The sequence below is a fragment of the Halorubellus litoreus genome (assembly GCF_037081675.1).
GTDB classification, from domain to species: domain Archaea; phylum Halobacteriota; class Halobacteria; order Halobacteriales; family Natrialbaceae; genus Halorubellus; species Halorubellus litoreus.
In genome coordinates, this window is record NZ_JAZAQL010000005.1 from 50,826 (window position 1) to 69,223 (window position 18,398).

General features: G+C 68.1%; 18 protein-coding genes and 1 tRNA gene. 16 read left to right on the forward strand and 3 right to left on the reverse strand.

Annotated elements, in window-relative coordinates; genetic code table 11:
* Positions 1–119 precede the first annotated feature (119 nt).
* From VYJ16_RS19545 to VYJ16_RS19585, 9 genes are all read left to right on the forward strand, one after another.
* Complete coding sequence (locus VYJ16_RS19545; RefSeq protein ID WP_336352004.1) at positions 120–1,013, forward strand: prenyltransferase; 894 nt, start codon at positions 120–122, stop codon at positions 1,011–1,013.
* Between the two features lie 215 nt (positions 1,014–1,228).
* Positions 1,229–1,801, forward strand: a complete 573-nt coding sequence (locus tag VYJ16_RS19550) for a chemotaxis protein CheW (RefSeq protein ID WP_336352005.1) — start codon at positions 1,229–1,231, stop codon at positions 1,799–1,801.
* Positions 1,802–1,985: 184 nt separating this feature from the next.
* A complete protein-coding gene (gene cheY / locus VYJ16_RS19555; protein ID WP_227130611.1) occupies positions 1,986–2,348 on the forward strand; it encodes a chemotaxis protein CheY in 363 nt (120 codons plus the stop codon).
* Positions 2,345–3,469, forward strand: coding sequence for a chemotaxis-specific protein-glutamate methyltransferase CheB (gene cheB / locus VYJ16_RS19560; protein WP_336352006.1), 1,125 nt, complete (start codon positions 2,345–2,347; stop codon positions 3,467–3,469). The genes cheY and cheB overlap by 4 nt, the downstream gene beginning before the upstream one ends.
* On the forward strand, positions 3,462–7,016 hold the full coding sequence (locus VYJ16_RS19565) for an ATP-binding protein (RefSeq protein WP_336352007.1): 3,555 nt from the start codon (positions 3,462–3,464) through the stop codon (positions 7,014–7,016). The genes cheB and VYJ16_RS19565 overlap by 8 nt, the downstream gene beginning before the upstream one ends.
* A 13-nt stretch (positions 7,017–7,029) precedes the next feature.
* Positions 7,030–7,635, forward strand: coding sequence for a chemotaxis protein CheC (locus VYJ16_RS19570; RefSeq protein WP_227130614.1), 606 nt, complete (start codon positions 7,030–7,032; stop codon positions 7,633–7,635).
* Positions 7,632–8,873, forward strand: a complete 1,242-nt coding sequence (locus tag VYJ16_RS19575; RefSeq protein ID WP_336352008.1) for a chemotaxis protein CheC — start codon at positions 7,632–7,634, stop codon at positions 8,871–8,873. Before VYJ16_RS19570 ends, VYJ16_RS19575 begins: the two co-directional genes overlap by 4 nt.
* A gap of 13 nt (positions 8,874–8,886) precedes the next feature.
* On the forward strand, positions 8,887–9,408 hold the full coding sequence (locus VYJ16_RS19580) for a chemotaxis protein CheD (protein WP_323677444.1): 522 nt from the start codon (positions 8,887–8,889) through the stop codon (positions 9,406–9,408).
* Entirely contained in the window at positions 9,405–10,208 is an 804-nt protein-coding gene (locus tag VYJ16_RS19585; RefSeq protein ID WP_336352009.1) for a CheR family methyltransferase, read from the forward strand. The genes VYJ16_RS19580 and VYJ16_RS19585 overlap by 4 nt, the downstream gene beginning before the upstream one ends.
* A gap of 130 nt (positions 10,209–10,338) precedes the next feature.
* On the opposite strand, the gene VYJ16_RS19590 is transcribed toward VYJ16_RS19585, so the two are convergent.
* Together VYJ16_RS19590 and VYJ16_RS19595 are read right to left on the reverse strand one after the other, a co-directional pair.
* Entirely contained in the window at positions 10,339–10,479 is a 141-nt protein-coding gene (locus VYJ16_RS19590) for a hypothetical protein (protein WP_336352010.1), read from the reverse strand.
* A gap of 338 nt (positions 10,480–10,817) precedes the next feature.
* Positions 10,818–10,889 (reverse strand) — tRNA-Ala (locus VYJ16_RS19595).
* A 276-nt stretch (positions 10,890–11,165) separates the two neighbouring features.
* Here VYJ16_RS19595 and VYJ16_RS19600 point away from each other — a divergent pair.
* Genes VYJ16_RS19600 through VYJ16_RS19615 form a run of 4 tightly spaced genes read left to right on the forward strand, consistent with a single transcriptional unit; the run spans position 11,166 to position 13,732 of the window.
* Complete coding sequence (locus tag VYJ16_RS19600; protein WP_336352011.1) at positions 11,166–11,639, forward strand: 30S ribosomal protein S15; 474 nt, start codon at positions 11,166–11,168, stop codon at positions 11,637–11,639.
* A 7-nt stretch (positions 11,640–11,646) separates the two neighbouring features.
* The gene (locus VYJ16_RS19605) at positions 11,647–12,843 is read left to right on the forward strand and encodes an exonuclease RecJ (RefSeq protein ID WP_336352012.1); all 1,197 of its coding nucleotides are present in this window, start codon (positions 11,647–11,649) and stop codon (positions 12,841–12,843) included.
* Positions 12,840–13,076: a KEOPS complex subunit Pcc1 gene (locus VYJ16_RS19610; protein WP_336352013.1), complete on the forward strand. Its 237-nt coding sequence runs from the start codon at positions 12,840–12,842 to the stop codon at positions 13,074–13,076. The genes VYJ16_RS19605 and VYJ16_RS19610 overlap by 4 nt, the downstream gene beginning before the upstream one ends.
* Positions 13,073–13,732 (forward strand): 30S ribosomal protein S3ae, encoded by a 660-nt coding sequence (locus tag VYJ16_RS19615; RefSeq protein ID WP_336352014.1) that lies wholly within the window; start codon positions 13,073–13,075, stop codon positions 13,730–13,732. The genes VYJ16_RS19610 and VYJ16_RS19615 overlap by 4 nt, the downstream gene beginning before the upstream one ends.
* A 153-nt stretch (positions 13,733–13,885) precedes the next feature.
* Here VYJ16_RS19615 and VYJ16_RS19620 read toward each other — a convergent pair whose 3' ends face one another.
* Entirely contained in the window at positions 13,886–14,311 is a 426-nt protein-coding gene (locus VYJ16_RS19620; RefSeq protein WP_336352015.1) for a plastocyanin/azurin family copper-binding protein, read from the reverse strand.
* 180 nt (positions 14,312–14,491) lie between these two features.
* Here VYJ16_RS19620 and VYJ16_RS19625 point away from each other — a divergent pair, with 180 nt between their 5' ends.
* The 3 genes from VYJ16_RS19625 to VYJ16_RS19635 all read left to right on the forward strand — a co-directional run bounded on the left by VYJ16_RS19625 (position 14,492) and on the right by VYJ16_RS19635 (position 18,398).
* The gene (locus VYJ16_RS19625) at positions 14,492–15,214 is read left to right on the forward strand and encodes a protein sorting system archaetidylserine synthase (RefSeq protein WP_336352016.1); all 723 of its coding nucleotides are present in this window, start codon (positions 14,492–14,494) and stop codon (positions 15,212–15,214) included.
* Positions 15,215–15,265: 51 nt separating this feature from the next.
* Positions 15,266–16,528, forward strand: coding sequence for a HEAT repeat domain-containing protein (locus VYJ16_RS19630; RefSeq protein ID WP_336352017.1), 1,263 nt, complete (start codon positions 15,266–15,268; stop codon positions 16,526–16,528).
* Positions 16,529–16,646: 118 nt separating this feature from the next.
* Complete coding sequence (locus VYJ16_RS19635; RefSeq protein WP_336352018.1) at positions 16,647–18,398, forward strand: phospholipase D-like domain-containing protein; 1,752 nt, start codon at positions 16,647–16,649, stop codon at positions 18,396–18,398.

An 18,398-nucleotide genomic window follows, 5' to 3' on the forward strand; every position in this document is an offset into this window, starting at 1 on the left:
CGGTTGAAACTTCCGACTGGTGTGGTGCGCGTCTCGGCGGTCCACGACGACCGCCACCGCGGGGCACCACTCCGCAACTCGCCGACACGCATACGGTCGTCTCGCCCCAATTGACGACCGTGACAGAGCGTCGAAGTCGCCGGCGTCGGTACGCCGTCGCGCTCGCCGGAATGGCGCGCCCCGACCAGCTCGCGCTCATCTGCGTCGTTTACGCGCTCGGCGTGCTCGTCGCGGTCGCCCGCGGCGGCGAGCACGCGAACGTCCTCGTCGGGGTCGGCGCGCTCCTCGCTGTCGCGGTCGCCGTGCACTACGCGAACGAGTACGCCGACTACGAGACCGACGCGCTCACCACCCGCACGCCGTACTCCGGCGGCAGCGGCGTCCTCCACGCCACCGGGCTGGACAGAGCCTTCGCGTGGCGCGCACTCGTCGGCGCGAGCGCACTCGCCGTCGTCGCACTCCTCGCGAGCGCCGTCGCCGGGCTCCCAGCGACCGCAACCGCGCTCCTCGCCGTCATCCTCGTCGCCGGCGTCGCGTACTCGCTCGGGCCGCGACTCGCGTGGCGCGGCCTCGGCGAACTCACGAACGCCCTCCTCGGCGGCCTCGCACTCCCCCTGTACGGCGTCGCCGTCACCGGCACGGCACTCGACGTCGTCGACGTCCTCACCTTCCTCCCGTTCACCGCCATCGTGTTCACGAACCTCCTCGCCACCCAGTGGCCCGACCGACGCGCCGACGCCCAGGTCGGGAAGCGCACGCTCGCCGTCACACTCGACGCGCGCACGCTCAGACGACTCTATATTTTCACCGCTATACTCGGTCTCGGTGGCGTCACCGCGCTCGTCGCCACGGGACTCGCGCCCCACGAACTCCTCGCGCTCGCCGCCCCAACCATCGTCCTCCTCGTCGTCGGCGCACACCGATACGGGCGCGTCGAATCGCCAGCCGTGACCGTCCACGCGATGGTCGTCCTCGCGTTCGCGTACGTCCTCACCGCCGCCTGCGCGTGGTGACCCACGCCGCCTGCGCGTAGTCACGCGACCCGGGGACGCCGCCCGAAGCGCGCGACCCCACCCGAACCGCGTGACCTCACCCGAACCGCGTGACCTCACCCGAACCGCGTGACCTCACCCGAACCGCGTGACCTCACCCGAACCGCGCGACCCCGCCGAACGAACCGGTCGGGGGGCAGATTTTTATCCGTGCATACGGATTAGCGAACACGAGAATGTCCGCGGACCTCCCCGACGAACTACAGGACGTCGAGGTCTCCTCGCCGTCCGACGAGGAGACCAGAGACCCGGAGACGGAGCGCGCTGGCGGCGACGGGGAGCCCGACGAAGTCGAGCAGTTCGTCGTGTTCCGCGTCGGCGACCGCCGCCTCGCGATGAACGTCGACGCCGTGAAGAACATCGTCAAGGTCGGCGAGTTGACGCGCGTCCCGCGCGCCGCGAACGCCATCGACGGCATCATGGACCTGCGCGGCGAGATCACCGCGATAATCGACGCGCGCAGTCACTTCCCGACGCGCGTCGACGAACCCCCCGAGAACGACCAGCGGATCATCGTCTTCGACATGCCCCAGGACCGGCAATCCGCCGGCATCCGAGTGGATACCGTCGACGGCGTCGAACTGTTCCCGCTCAAGTACGTGACGCCGAGCGAGGACGCGACGGACGAGGCAGCCGACCATCCGCTCGTCGCCGGCCTCCTCCACCGCGTCGAGAACGGCGAGCGAACCGAGCCGGTCGGCCTCGTCGACGTCGAAGGCGTCATCGAAGCGTCCGGCCCGACGCAGTGAGCTGGTAGCGACGACGGAGCGCGGGAGAACGTGTCATAGCCACGTCGCGACAGCATCGGTAGGAACCCCTTGAAACCCTACTCTCGGAGAGTAGCGACTCCATAACGCCGATTATCGGGCATGATAACCGGGCAATAGCATTTATGTTTTTGCTTCGTCTAACGATGCTTGGTGTATTAACCGAATGTCGACAGGGGTGCTCATCGTGGACGACTCTCATTTTATGCGGAATCTCCTCAGACAGATTCTGGAGGACGATTACGAGATACTCGGAGAGGCGTCCAACGGGGCCGAAGCGGTGAAATTGTACAAAGAACAGGAACCGGATATCGTCATGATGGACATCGTGATGCCGAAGTGTAACGGCATCAAGGCGACAGCCGCCATCAAGAAACTCGACCCGAACTCGCGGGTCATCATGTGCACGTCCGTCGGCCAGCGCGAGAAGATGAAGCTCGCGGTCAAGGCCGGCGCGGACGGGTACGTGACGAAGCCGTTCGAGGAACCCAGCGTCAGGAAGGCGCTGAAGGACGTCGTGCCTGCATGACGAGCGTGCTGGTCGTCGACGACTCGCAGTTCATGCGCACTGTCATCGGGAACGTGGTCGCGGACCACGGGTACCGTGTGCTGAGCGCCAGCGACGGCCAGGAAGCCATCGAGATGGTGCACGAACACGACCCGGACGTCATCACGATGGACGTGGAGATGCCCGGGATGGACGGGATCGAGGCCGTGTCGCGCATCATGGCGTCGAAGCCGACACCGATATTGATGTTGTCCGCGCACACGCAGAAGGGCGCGGAGGCGACGCTCGACGCGCTCGCGCGTGGCGCCGTCGACTTCCTCGCGAAACCCGGCGGTGAGGTGACGCGCGAGCTCGAATCGCTCGGCGACCGCATCGTCGAGAAGGTCGAAGCGGTCGCCGGCGCGGACCTGTCCTCGATAGCGCCGACGGAACGTCGGGCCGCGGCCCCTGCGGGGTCGACGGGCACGACGCCGTCCAGTCGACCGGCGGCGACCGACCGGTCGGGCGGTGCGAGCGAGTCGTCGGTCGAACCGGACCGTGCGTTCGTCGAGCACCCCACTGTCGTCATCGGGGCGTCCACTGGGGGCCCGAAGATACTCGAGAGCATCCTGCGTTCGCTCCCGGTGACGCTCGACCCGAAGGTGTTGGTCGTCCAGCACATGCCGGAGAGCTTCACGGACCGGCTCGCCGCGCGCCTCGACTCGTTCCTCCCGTTCGACGTGTCCGAAGCGTCGGACGGACAGCGCGTGCGGGACGGCGAGGTCGTGGTCGCGAAGGGCGGCTATCATCTCGAGGTCACGTCGAACGTCGCCGGGAACCTCCGCTTGCGGTTGACGGAGGGCGAGCGCGTGCACGGCGTCCGTCCCGCGATCGACGTGACGATGCAGACCGCTGCGGAGCGCGTGTCGGACCCACTCGTCGGCGTGGCGTTGACGGGGATGGGGAAGGACGGCGCCGCGGGTATCGAAGCGATCAAACGAGCAGGCGGGACGACAATCGCGCAGGACGAGGCGTCCAGTCCGGTGTTCGGCATCCCCGAGAAGGCGATCGCGACGGGGTGCGTCGACCACGTCCGGTCGGCCACGGACGTGCCGGGCGCTATCTGTGACGCGTTCGCTCAGGAGGCTTCGAGCCATGGATGAGTACGTACGCGACTTCGTGCAGGAAGGAGAAGAGAACGTCACCGAGCTGAACAACGCGCTCCTGGAGTTGGAGCGCGAGCCCGGGGACGAGGAGGCGATGGACCGCATCTTCCGGATGGCGCACACCCTGAAGGGGAACGCGGGCGCGATGGGGTTCGAGGAGGCGAGCGACCTCGCACACGCTATCGAGGACCTGCTGGATGCGGTTCGCGCGGACCAGATGGCCGTGTCGGCGGACCTGATGGACGACGTGTTCGATGCGGTCGACGAGTTCGAGTCGATGCTCGACGACGTGCGCGAACACGGCGAGATCCGGACGGACCCGAGCGACACCATCGACCGCCTTCGCGCGGTGGAGGCGGCGGCGACCGGCGCGCCCGGTATCACGGATCCGTCCGGGGACGACCTCGACGACGCGGTCCGCGGCCTGGACGACCTCGACGAACCGGACCACACGGTGTATCACGTCCGGCTCTCGGTCGTGCAGGACGAGAGCGTGAACAACGCGGCGCTCGTCGTCGACGCGCTCGAGGACGCGTTCGACCTCCTCGGGACGACGCCGCCGCGGGACGTCGTCGAGGCGGACGATGCGAGCGGCCGCATCGACGCGGTGTTCGGGAGTGCGGTGACGCCGAGCGCCATCGAGGCGGCGCTGGAGCCCGTGGAAGCCGTCGACGACTGGATCATCACGGACGTCACGACACGCTACGAGGACGCGGACTCAGTCGCGGACGCGTCCGCTGGTGCTGCGGGTGCGTCGGCGAGTCCGGTCCCGGACGACCCGGCCGCGGAGATCGACGAGGACGTCGCGCAGGACATGAGCGTCGACGAGCTCCTCGGCGAGTTCGACGAGTACGACGACCTGGACGCGCTCGTCGAGGAGATGGACGACGTGTCCGGGTTCGACGACCTCGGCGAGGCCGGGTCGTTCGACGACCTCGACCTCGGCGAGGACCTGGAGGCGGACGACCAGCCGGCGGACGACCCGCTCGCGGGTGACGACGAGCTCGACCTCGGCGACGACTTCGCCGGTGACGACGAGCTCGACCTCGGCGGCGACGACATCGCTGGAGACGACGAGCTCGACCTCGGCGGCGACGACCTCGCTGGAGACGACGACCTCGCGGGTGACGAACCGACGACCGGCGACGACGCCGCTGCCGACGCCGGCGACGCGGAGGACCCGGAGCAGGTCGAGGACGCCGCGGCGACGTTCGCGGAACTCAAGGACGAGGTCGACCCCGTCGGGTTCGACGAGCTCCAGGACGAACTGGACGAACTCGAGTTCGACGAGTACAGCGACGAGGAGGAGGTCGGGTTCGACGAACTCCTCGGCGACGACTTCGAAGAGGGCGACGAGGACTTCTTCGGCGACGACGAGATGGACGTCGACGACGGCGACGTCGACGACATCCTCGTCGACGACGTCACCGGGTTCGACGAAGCCGACGCGGACGACGACTCCGTCGAAGCCGACGCAGACGCGGTCGAGGCGGACGCGGGCGCGGATGCCATCGAGGCGGACGCGGAAGCCGTCGAAGCCGACGCGTCGAACGTCGACGCGGCCGTGGACGACGGCGTCGCCGACGAGTTCGCTGCTGCCGGTGACGCCCCCGACGATGCGCAGACGGGGGACGCGACCGCTGATGCGGACGTACCCGAGTCGGCAGACGCGACCGCCGACGCGGATACCGCCGATACCGCACCCGCCGCGGACGACGGGCTCGGGGACGCGCCGGACGTCGGCGGGTTCGACGACCCAGCGACCGCGGACGCCGCCGGCGGCGACGGCCTCGACGACGACGGGTTCGAGCTCGGGGCTGCCGACCCCGACAGCGACACGTCGTTCGACGACGTCGACGACCCGTTCGACGGCACCGAGACGCCCGCGAGCGCCGACGACTCGTTCGACGCTGACGTCGGTAGCGACGACCCCGGCAGCGACCTCGACACCGACGACTCGTTCGCCGTCGAGGCCGACGACTCGTTCGACGTCGAGACCGGCGACGGGTTCGAGACCGACGCGGACCTCGACTTCGGCGCGGACGACGCACCCGACGTCGACGCGGAGACGGAAGCGTCCTCGACGGACGGCCCGCTCGCGGACGTCGACGAAGCCGACCTCGACAGCGTCGAGGTCGGCGAGTTCCAGCTCGACGAACCAGGCGACGAAGCGGCGACCGCCGACAGCGACGTGCAGACCGGCGACTTCGGCACCGACGCCGGCTTCGACGACGCCGCATCGAGTGGCGTCGAGTACGACGGCATGGACGCCGGCGGATTCGACGAAGCCCCCGAGGACGCCGCCGACGCGGCGGCGCCCGAAGGCGAGATGGACCCCGACGACGCACGCGCGCTCGTCGACTCCACGCTCCCGCGGTCGGGCGACGAAAGCGGTGACGGGGAGGTGCAGTCCGTGCGCGTCGACGTCGACCAGGTCGACCGGCTCCTGAACCTCGTCGAGGGACTCGTCACGAACCGCGTCCGCCTCCGTCGCTCCGTCGAGGAGGACGCGGGCGCAGCGCAACTCGACGACGACCTCGACGAACTCGAAGACATCACGGGCGAACTCCAGGACACCGTGATGGACATCCGTCTCGTCCCGCTCAAGATGACCGCGAACAAACTCCCCCGCGTCGTGCGTGACGTCTCGCGCGAACAGGGGAAGTCCGTGGACTTCGAGCTGGAAGGCGAAGACGTCGAGATGGACCGCACCATCCTCGACGAGATCAGCGACCCGCTCGTGCACCTCGTGCGGAACGCCGTCGACCACGGCATCGAATCCCGCGAGGAACGCGAGCAACTCGACAAACCGGACACGGGAACCGTGACGCTCGAAGCGCGACGCGCACGGGACCGCGTCGTCGTCGAAGTCAGCGACGACGGCCGCGGCCTCGACCCGGACGTCCTCCGCGACGAAGCCGTCGAGGAGGGCATCCTCAGTCGCGAAGAAGCAGACGAACTATCCGACAACGACGCACACGAACTCGTGTTCCATCCGGGGCTGTCGACGGCCTCGGAGGTCACCGACGTCAGTGGCCGTGGGGTGGGGATGGACGTCGTCCGGTCGACGGTCGAAGACCTCGACGGCGAGGTCGAGATCGAGAGCGAACTCGGCGAAGGCACCACGATACGGCTCGTGCTGCCGGTGTCGGTCGCCATCGACGACGTCCTCTTCGTGGAATGCGGCGACGAAGAGTTCGGTATCCCGACGAAAGTCGTCCGGGACATCGGCTCCGCCGCAGCGGTGGAACAAGGCGACGGCCGCGAGGTCGTTCGAACCGACGACGGGGACGAGACCCCGCTCGTACGCCTCGGAGACGCACTCGGTACGCCGGGGAGCGCCCGAGCGGACGGCGGCGGCATGCTCCTGCACGTCCGCGGGGACGTCAGGGACGTGGCGCTGCACTGCGACCGCGTTCAGGGCCAACAGGAAGTCGTCGTGAAACCGTACGACGACGTCCTCGGGGGTATCCCCGGGCTCTCGGGCGCGACCGTCCTCGGGGAGGGCGAGGTCGTGAACATCCTCGACGTGAAAACGCTATGAGAGAGAACAAACCATGAGCTTGATGGTCGACATCCGGAAGCTTAGCTTCATCAACGAAATGGCAAAGGTGGGGACGAACGGCGTCGCCGAGAACATGAGTAAACTCACGGGCGAGAACGCCCAGATGGAGGTGACGAAGACGAACTTCATCGACGTGAAGGACATCAAGTCCCAGCTCGACGATGGCAAGCGCGTCGGCGTCCGCGTGCGGCTGATGGAGCCGCCACACGGGCACGTACTCATCCTCTTCCCGGAATCCTCCGCGAAGAAGGTGACCGCGCTCATGCTGTCCGATATGGTGGACGACATGGGTGACGTGTCCGGCGAGATGGCGCGCTCCGCAGTCGAAGAACTCGGGAACATGATGGCGAGCGGGTTCATCGACGGGTGGGCCGACGTCCTCGGCCGCACTATCGACATCGCGACACCGCAGCTCGTGTACGCGCCAGCGGGCGACATCGTCGAACGGACCGCGGGACTGGGCGGCGAGGACCTCGCGCTGTTCTTCGACTCGAACCTGACCGTCCCGAGCTACGACATCGCCGCCGAGATCTACGCGTTCCCAGACCTCGAGGAGTTCGTGGAGATGGTCAACGCGATCGAGGCACGGCCCCAATGAAACTGGACATCAAGGCACTTGGGACGTTCTACGAGATGGCGCGCGAAGGCGCCGGCCTCGCCGCAGGCCGCCTGACGCGGATGACTGGCGTCGAGACGCGAGTCGGCGTCACGAAACTGAACTTCATGCGGGGCTCGGAGATCCAGAAGGAGTTCGACGACGACACCGACAAGGTCGGCGTCCGCGTCGAACTGTCCGACGGCATCGACGGCCACTCCGTCATCGTGTTCGACCGCGAGAGCGCGCTGCGCGTCGTCTCCACGCTCCTCGACGACACCGGCGACGAGTTCGACGACATGAGCCGGAGCGCCGTCACCGAGGTCGGCCAGATCATGAACGCCGGGTTCATCGACGGCTGGGCGGACGTCCTCGAGACCGGTATCGACGTGGAGACGCCCGAGTTCGTCGAAGGCCGGACCGCCATGGACTTCATCGGCGACCTCGACGAGGCGCCGGACGCGGACGACTTCGCGCTCCTGTTCCAGAGCAAGATCGAGGCGGTCGACACGGAGATCGAGTTCCGGCACTACCTGTTCCCGGAACGCGAGTCGATGGCAGCGGTCCTCGACCGGCATCGCGACCCGAACTCGATCGGGATCGAGTACGACAAACTCGCCGCGTTCGACGAGATGGCGAAACAGGGCGCGAAGGAGGTGGCGTCGAACATCACGACGCTCACCGGCATCGAGACCGAAGTCGAGGTCCGGAAGCTGAACTTCGCGAGTCTCGAAGCCATCCCCGAGGAGATCGACGACGAGATGCTCGTCGGCGTCGCGCACGAACTCGACGGGAACCCATCCGGGTACCTCCTCTTCCTCTTCGATGAGTCGAGTGCGCGCGAGGTCGTGGAGGCGACCGTGCCGAGCCCACCCGACGACGAGTTCGGTGACCTCGGCGTCTCCGCGATCAAGGAACTCGGGAACATCATGGCGAGCGGGTTCATCGACGGGTGGGCGAACGTCCTCGGGACGACGATCGACCACTCGCCGCCGGAGTACATCCACGATTACGGCGCCGCAGTCATCGACCCGGTCGTCATCCAGCTCGGCGAAGACCAGGAGTTCGCGTTCGTGTTCGACACCGTGATGCGTGCGAACGACCGCGAGTTCGACTGCTCGATCTACGCCATCCCGAACCAGGACGACCTGGAACGCGCGCTGAACGAACTCGACGTCGACAAGGTCGCCGACGCGGAGACGAAAGCTGACGTCTCGATCGACGAACTGGAGAACGCATGACGATGGAGGACGCATGAAGACGTACGGGAGCGAACCGGGCGCGCCGGAACCGGTGCAGGTCGGTATCTCGGAGTTCGTCGTCCGCGGTAGGGACGCCGAAGACACCCTGAAGTCCTATGGGCTCGGGTCGTGTCTCGCGGTCGCGCTCTGGGACCCGGACTCGGGGATCGGTGGGCTCGCGCACGTGATGCTGCCCGACGGCGACGCCGCGGACGGTGCGGACGAGAAGCCCGGGAAGTACGCCGATACCGCGATCCGCGCGATGCTTCGGCGGATGGTCGAGAAGGGCGCGGCGTACACGAGCGTCGAGGCGAAGATCGCGGGCGGGAGCGACATGTTCGAGTTCGAGTCCTTCGGCGATGGCGTCGGCGAACGCAACACCGCCGCTGCGAAGGACGAACTCGGGAAGCTCGGCGTCCCGATCATCGCCGAGGATACGGGCGGGCAGCGTGGTCGCACGGTCGAGTTCGACACGAGCACCGGCACGCTCACCGTTCGAACCGCCGACGGCGATCACGGAGTGGTCGAGCTGTGAGCGGTGACGCCGCCTACGAGCAAGTCACCGCGTACGTCGAGGACGAGATCGGGTTCGCGACGAGCCACTACAACGACAGCTACCTGAAACGGCGCCTCTCCAGTCGGATGCGTCGCACGGGCGTGTCGGACTACGAGGAGTACTTCGAGTTCCTGAAGGACAACGACGAGGAAGCCCAGGCGCTCCTGGATTCGTTCTCGATCAACGTCACGGGGTTCTTCCGGAATCCGGACGTCTGGGAGGGTATCCGTGGCGTCCTCCGGGACCTCTCGGAGAACAACGATCGCGTGCACGTCTGGAGTGCGGCGTGTGCGGACGGCCGCGAACCGTACTCGCTGGCGATGCTCGCCATCGACGACCCGCGCGTCGACGAGGAGAAGTTCCACATCTACGGGACCGACATCAACGACGAGTCCCTGCAGACCGCGCAGTACGGCGAGTACAACAGTTCGCGGACGGTGGACATCGAGGAACAACTGTCGTTCCTCTCGAACTTCCACGCGTACGTGGACCGGGACGGTGACTCGTTCCGGATGCGCGAGAAGGTGCGTCGGAAGGTGACGTTCGCGAAGCACGACCTCATCAACGGCGAGGCCAAGAGCGGGTTCGACCTCGTCGTCTGCCGGAACCTCTTCATCTACATCGACAACGAGTACAAGCAACCCATCCTCCGCACTATCGCGAACTCGCTGAAGCCCGGTGGGTATCTCGTCATCGGGAAGGCGGAGACGATCCCGCCCCAGCTCAAGTCGGCCTTCGAGGTCCTCGACGGCCGACTCCGCATCTACCGGCGCGAGTAACCAGGTACAAAACCGACTCGTGTCGGCCCACGAACGTATTTATTCCACGAGGCGGCGAAGTAACGTCAACAGTTCTATTGTTCGCATCCACCAACAGGTTCCCGGTGGATGCGGCCCGATACGGTTCCCGTCAGGCGACCTTGCGTTTGAGCTTCTTCTTCGCGAACCGCTTCCCGACGAACGCGAGCACGCCAGCAGCGACGAGGCCCTTCCAGCCGTACTTGTCCTTCCCTTTCTTCGCGGCCTTCCGCACGAGCTTACTACCGAACATACCCGAACCAACGCGAGGCCACCACGAGTACGTCGGGGCAAAACAGTTCGGCGCCGACGCTGTCCTCTTCGGTTAGCGTCGCGAAAATGCGAGTGAACCCGCCGAGGATTCGAACCCGAAACCAGACGTGCTCGCTCACTGCGTTCGCTGCGCGCGACTGGTAGGACTTCAAATCCCGACTGCGTCGTAGTTATTTCCGCGACTCCGACGACTCGCTACGCTCGTCGGTTGGCGTCGCGAAAAGTAGTGGACTTGTCGGGATCCCCGCGAGCGAGCGCAGCGAGCGAGTGGGGATACGACAAGCCCACTGACTCCGTGAACGTAGTGAACGGAGGAAGTGGACTTGTCGGGATTTGAACCCGAGGCCTTCCCCGTGCCAGGGGGATGATCTACCGCTGATCTACAAGCCCGCGTTCGCATGACTACGTTGTCCGTGGGTGATTGATAAACCCCTCGAATCGCGTTGCTGTCGTGGGAGGGTTTGCCGTGGTGCTGGGATTCGTTTGGAAACCCTTTTGGGCGCGCTCGTCGGAGGTTCTGGCGGGAACGGCACGGTCGCAAATCTGACTCGCTGCCCGCTTGGGTGGCTTGGGATTGCGATAGTGCGTCCCGACCGCGAGCCCTGCGCGCAGCGTGGGGTGGCGGTCGGGTAACTATCTGCGCCGCTGCGGTTCCTATCCTCAACAATGGCTCGAATGCACACGCGCCGTCGAGGCTCGTCCGGTTCGGACAAGCCCGCGGCGGACGAACCGCCGGAGTGGAGCGACGTCGACGCGGACGCTGTCGAAGACCGCGTCGTCGAACTGAAAGAACAAGGGTACGACCCGTCCCAGATTGGGATGAAGCTACGCGACGAGGGCGTTCAGGGCACGCCGGTGCCTGACGTCAAACTCGCGACTGGGAAGAAGGTCACGGAGATCCTCGAGGAGCACGATGCGACGGACGAGCTCCCGGAGGACCTCCGGAACCTCATGGAGCGCGCCGTGCGTCTCCGCGATCACATGAACGAGCATCCGCTGGACGCGTCGAACAAGCGCGCGCTCCAGAACGCGGAGTCGAAGGTGCGCCGACTCGTCTCGTACTATCGCGGTGACGTCCTCGACGAGGACTTCACGTACGAGCACGAGGAAGTGAAGGAACTCCTCGGGTACGACGACTAATCGTCGAATGTCGCAGTCAGGTCGCAGTGGTACCGATGGCGGGCTAGACGCGGCGAGCATCGCGACCGAGGTAGCCGACGCGCCGTTCGTGCGCGTCGTCGCTCGCGCGAGCGGCGATGCGGTGGCGGCTGCTGGGTTGCTCGGTCGCGTGCTCGCTGCTCGCGGGACGCCGTTCCAGGTGAGTGTCGGACGCACCATCGAGGACCGGACGCGCCGCGTCGAGGACGCCTCGGCGGGCGACGTGACGGTCGTCGTCGGCGATTCGCGTGCGAGCGACGCCGTGCATCTGGACCCCGACGAGGAGCCGGCGAGCGTCGCGGCGTGGCGGCTCGCTGGCGAACTCGGTGCGACCGCGGACTCGGTGCTGGCGCTCGTCGGCGTCGCCGCTGCTGGCGTGACGCCCGGTGCCGGCTCGAGCGCGCGACTCGTCGAGTCCGCGGAGGCCGGGGGACGGCTCGACCGTCGCCCCGGCGTCGCGGGTCCCGTCGACGACGTCGTGGACGCGCTCGCGCACTCGACGCTCGTGCACGCGTCGTTCTCGGGCGACGAGGACGCTGCGCGGAACGCGCTCGGTGCGTTATCCGTGGATGCGGACGCGGTCACGGGCGACGCCGACCTGTCCGACGACGACCGTCGACGGGTCGCGTCGTTCGTCGCCATCGCCGCGACCGGTGCCGCGGAGGCGCCGGCGCGCTCGGGCGACGCCGTCGAGCGTGCACTCCGCCCGTACGTGCTCGCGGACGCGGACGCGCCGTTCGCGACCGTCGCCGGGTACGCGGACGTGCTCGCGGTGCTCGCGGAGAGCGCCCCGGGCACGGGCGTCGCGGTGGCGCTCGGGCACGACGTCCGCGAGAGCGCGTTGTCGGCGTGGCGCGAGGACGCGACGGCCGCCCACGAGGCGGTCGAGTCGTGCGAGCGCGCTCGTCACGACGGCGTCGTCGTCGTCCACGACGTGGACGCGCCGCTCGCGACGACCGCGCGCCTCGTCCGCGATTACCGCTCGCCGGAACCCGCCGTCGCTGCCATCGACCCTGCTGGAGACGCCGTCGCAGTCGCCGGGACGCCCGACGTGGGCGTCGGCGACGTGCTCGCGCGCGTCACCACGCAGACCGGTGGCGAGCACGACGGCACCGCCGACGCTGGCTACGCGACCATCGACTGCGACACGGACGAGTTCGTCGACTCGCTGAGGGCTGCACTATGAGAACCGCGACCATCGAGACGACCCACGACGACGCCGCGCTCGTTGCGGCGGCGCTCTCACCGGACAACACGAGCGAGATGGAGACGACGGTCGAGGACGGCCGCGTCGTGACGCGTATCGAGCGCGAGACGACGAGCGGTCTCCAGTCGACCGTCGACGACTACGTCGTGAACGTCGGCGTCGCGGAGCAGGTCGTACAGACTGCCAACCAACCAGCCAACCACAACACATGAGCGAACGATCAGTCTCCCGTAAGAAGGACCAGAAACGCTGGTACACGATTCACGCGCCCGAGCAGTTCGGTCGCGAGGAACTCGGTACCACGCCCGCAGACGAACCGGACCAGGTGCTCGGTCGCACCATCGAAACCACGCTCGGCGACCTCAAGCAGGACGCCAGCGAGAACAACACGAAGCTCACGTTCAAGATCAACGACGTCGGGAGCGACGCGGCGTACACCGAGTTCGTGTCCCACGAACTCACGCGAGACTACCTCCGTAGTCTCGTGCGCCGTGGCGCCTCGAAGGTCGAGGCGTACATCACGGTGCTGTCGACGGACGACTACCGCGTCCAGATTCAGCCCGTGGCGTTCACGACGAAGAAGGCGGACGCGAGCCAGGAGAAGGCCATCCGTCGGACGATGATCGACCAGGTCGAGGCCGCTGCCGAGGAGCGCACGTTCGAGGCGCTCGTCGACAGCGTCGTCGAGGGCCGGATGTCCTCGGCGATCTACAGCGACGCGAAGACGATCTACCCGCTGCGCCGCGTCGAGATCCAGAAGATGACGCTCGAGGCGCGTCCCGAGGAGGTCGCCGCCGAGGAGGAGACGGCGGTCGACGTCGACGAGGAGGAGGTCGCGGACGAGATCGAACCCGACGACGAGGAGTAATCGAACTCCCGGGAACGCGGCGTTCGCGTGCCCGAGGCACCTTTCTTCACGTGCAACCGTGGTGTGGGTAGTGCTACGTGTAGTGGTGCGAGTAGTGGTGAGTGGAGTAGTGAGTGACGACGCGGTCGGTCGCCTCCCCGCGGAGTACCGGCGCTACTCCTCGACGACGACGCTGCCGACCATCGCCTGGCGCTCGTGCGGGATGCAGAAGTACTCGAACTCGCCCGCGGTCTCGAACGTGTGCTCGTAGGTGCCGCCGGAGACGATGCCGCCGGCGCCGCGCGTCCACGCGTCCCGCGCCGCTTGCTCGTCGTCGAACCCCCCCGAGGCGAAGTACGCGCCGCCGTCGGGGATGCCGGTGTCGTACGCGGTGACGGTGTGCGAACGACCGCTCGTGTTCTTCCAGACGACCGTGTCGCCGACGGAGACCGTTAGCTCGGCGGGCTCGTAGACGCTGTCACCCATCCCGACGTCGAAGTCGTCGTTCGCGCTACCGGTGCTGTTGAAGACCGCGAGGCAACCCGAGAGTGCGCCCGCTGTCGCGAGTGCGCCGGACGCGAGGACCGAACGGCGGTTCATGCGCGCCGCTTGGGGCCTCCCGGACAAATGCACCGCGGTTCCCGGGGCACGTTCGACCCGTGAACCACCGCGTCCGCCCGGTCAGCGAATCCGGCGTGGCTTGGCCCCGGGCAGGGAGTGACGCGCCTGCGGGCGGGGAGAACGCAAGTCCTATTGGTGCGCTTCACGCAGTCGTTCGATATGTTGCCGCGGTTCGTCGGGCGATTGAGTCTCGCGGACGCCGTCACGACGACGAACGCCTGCCTGGGGTTCGTCGCGGTCGTCGTGGCGTTCGCGGACCCGGAACTCGCGGCGAGACTCGTCCTCCTCGCCGGCATCGCCGACGGCCTCGACGGCGTCGTCGCACGCTACTCGGGTGGGTCGGCGGCCGGCCCGTACCTGGATTCGCTCGCGGACGTCGCGTCGTTCTGTGTCGCGCCAGCGGTCGTCGTGTACGTGACCGTCCGCGACGCCTGGGCGCTCAGCGTCACCGATCCCGAGCCGCTTCTCGCGCTCGTCCTCGCCGTCCCGGCGTTGTTCGTCGCGATGGGCGTCGTCCGCCTCGGCCTCTACACCGCGTACGATACCGCCGACGACCACACCGAGGGCGTGCAGACGACGCTCGCCGCGACCATCCTCGCCGCCGCCGTCCTCTCCGGCGTCACCGACCCGCGCGTCCTCCTCGCCGCCACGGCCGCGTTCGTCTACCTCATGGTGTCCACGGTCACGTACCCGGATTTGCTCGCGCGCGACGCACTCCTCATGGGCGTCGTGCACGCGCTCGCCGTCCTCGTCCCGTACGCGTTCGGGCGGACGTTTCCCTACGCTATCCTCACGCTCGGCGTCGCGTACCTCGTGGCTGGGCCGTGGTTCTACTGGCGCGATGACGACCCCGCGGTCGCGAACCTGTATGGAAACGCTTAGGAAACCGCTGGCCCGACGTTCCCGTATGACTCACACGGCTGGTGTTCGCCCATGAGCGAGGACGAACCCGAGAACGGCGACGCCGACGGCGAGGCAGCCGACGACGCCGAACAGACGGACTACAGCGTCGAGGAACTCCGCGACCGACTCGAGGAACTCCAGGAGCTCCTCGACGCCGCGGAGACCGAAGCCGACCTCGACGACGTGGAGGCCGACGTCGAGTCGCTCGAAGCGGACGTGGAGGCGAGCGACCTCCCCGAACCCGACGATGAGGACGAGGACGCGCCCGAGGAGGAACTCGTCGCGGACATCGAGGACGTCCAGAGCGACCTCGAGGAGGCACGCGGCCCGTACGCCGAGGACGTCGCGAGCGACCTCGGGGACGTCGCGAGCACGGTCGCGGACACGCGCTGGACGGAGGACGGCCACGAGGACGTCCTCGCAGCCGTCGAGACGTTCGTCGACGACGCCGGAGACGCACTCGACGACTCGTTCGACGTCGACGACGAGGAACCCGAAGCGCTCGCGGACGCGCTCGAAGCGGTCGCCGACGCCATCGAGAGCGCCGGCCTCGACGCGGACGACGACGCCGAACTCATCGCCACGCTCCTGGAAGCCACCGAGACGCTCCAGGCCGCGGTCGAGGACGCCGAGGAGTGGGACGACCTCTCCATCCGCGAGCAACTCGACTACCACGGCGTCTACGACCAGGTCGACCACCGGAAGGACTTCCCGCCGGAGTGGCACGCGCTCAAGGTCTACGAGAAGAACTTCGACGCGGAGGGCGTGCTCGTCGTCCTCGACCGCCTGGACTCCGACTTCATGGAGCGTCACTGCATGGAGGTCCTGGAGAAGCTCGGCCCCGAGGAGGCGCTCGACGAGATGAGTCAGCGCGCACAGCGTCGCGACAAGGCCGCGATCCGCATCCTCGGGAAGATCGGGAGCGAGGAGCCCGTGGAGACGCTCGTCGACTACGTGGACGCGGACTCCGACCCCGAGCTCCAGAAGGCGACGTTCCGCGCGCTCGGCGAGATCGGGACCGAAGAGGCGACCCAGCCGATCGCGAACAAGCTCGTCGCGGACAGCGAGGACACGCGCTCGCGCGCCGCTCGCGCACTCGGCCTCATCGGTGACACGCGCGCCATCAGCCCGCTCGCGGACGTCCTCGCGGACGAGGACGAGGCCGACCGCGTGCGCGCCAGCGCCGCGTGGGCACTCAACCAGATCGGGACCGAGGCCGCGCTCGAGGAGGTCTCCGGGTACGTCGACGACCGCGCGTTCATCGTGCAGGCCGAAGCCGAGAAGGTCGCCTGAACGCGTCGCTCGTTCTCACCACGCGTTCGACGGACGGTTCTCGACGCGTTCGTGCATCGACCCCGACAGCGTCCGCTACGCCCGAGGGTTCTTATGTGGAGCCGCGGCCACGGTCGGCGTGTCACGACGGCGTGCGCTCGCGATAGCCCTGGTCTGGCTGCTCGTCGCGCCAGCGATAGCGACCGGCACCGGTCCCGGCCCCGTGGGAGATGTCGAATCGACATCCGCGCCAGCCGCTGCATTCGCGGCGTCTGGGGGGGTGAGTGCGTCCTCGCTACCAGGAGCCCCCGGGAAGAACGAGTCCGGGCCGCGCGTCGCGGCGGTCTACCCGAACCCGGTCGCTGACGGGGACGCTGGCGAGTACGTCCTGCTGTCGTTCCCCGAGCGCACGCACGTCGGTGATTGGGCGCTAACCGACGGCGAGACCACGGTCTCGCTCCCGAACCGGACCGTCTCCGGGTTCGTGCTCGTCGCGGCGAACGTCTCCGCCGCCCGCCGCCTCCGAGCGAGCGCGTCAGCGTCGAGTCACGCCCGAGCGAACGAGAGCGACGGGAGCGAGGCGAGCGGACCGCACGTTCCCGGCGTCACCGCAGCGGGGTTCGCGCTGTCGAACGGCGGCGAACGTCTGGTGCTCGCCCGACCGAACGGCGCGACGGCGCACGCGGTCGCGTACGAGGACGCGCCGGAAGGCGAACGGTACGTCGACGGCACGTTCCGAGCGCTCGGCGCGACCGACCACGCGCCAGCGACCGCAGCGAGCGTCGACGCGCGAGCGTTCGTCACCCCGGACGTCGCCGTCCCCCTCGAACCCATCCGGAACGCGTCGACGAGCGTCTCCCTCGCCGGGTACACGTTCGCGTCCGAACGCGTCGCGACCGCGCTCGGACGCGCCGCCGACCGCGGCGTCGACGTCCGCGTGCTCGTCGACGACGCACCCGTCGGCGGCGTCACCCGACGCCAGGTGAACGTCCTCGAGGACCTCGCCGACGCCGGCATCACGGTCCGTGCACTCGGCGGCGACCGCGCCCGCTACGACTACCATCACGCGAAGTACCTCGTCGCCGACGACGTCGCGGTCGTCCTCACGGAGAACTGGAAACCCTCGGGGACCGGCGGCCACGCGAACCGCGGCTGGGGCGTCGTCCTCCGAGATGCCGAGACTGCGAGCGCGCTCGAAGACGTCTTCGAGGGCGACTGGACCGCGCCCGACGCGCGGAACTGGACGACCGTCACGGTCGACGCCGGCGACCCCGCCACCCGGCCCGCGAACGCCACGTACCCCACGCGGGTCCGTTCGCGGAACGTCACCGCCGAGCGCGTAACCGTGCTCGTCGCGCCCGACAACGCCGAGGCGGCGCTCACCGCGCGCCTCCGGAACGCGACCGACCGCGTGCACGTCCTCCAGATGACCGCCACCCGCGACGGCGTCCTCGTTCGCGAGACCATCGCCGCCGCCCGCCGCGGCGTCGACGTCCGCATCCTCCTCTCCTCGGCGTGGTACGCACGCGAAGAGAACCAAGCCGTCGTCGACGCCCTCAACGCCATCGCCGACCGCGAATCGCTCCCGCTCGACGCACGACTCGTCGACCCCGACGGCCGATTCCGGAAGGTACACGCGAAAGGCGTCGTCGTCGACGACACCGTCGTTCTCGGCTCAATCAACTGGAACGACCACTCGCTCCGCGAGAACCGCGAGGTCGCCGTCGCCCTCCACGGCGACGCCGTCGCCGACTACTACGCCGACGCCCTCGACCGCGACTGGCAAGGCGGCACGAAGACACCCCTCCCCACGTGGCTCGCGGCCGCCACCGCCCTCGCCGTCCTCGTCCTCCTCGCAGCGCTCGCGCGACGCATCCACTTCGAGAACTGA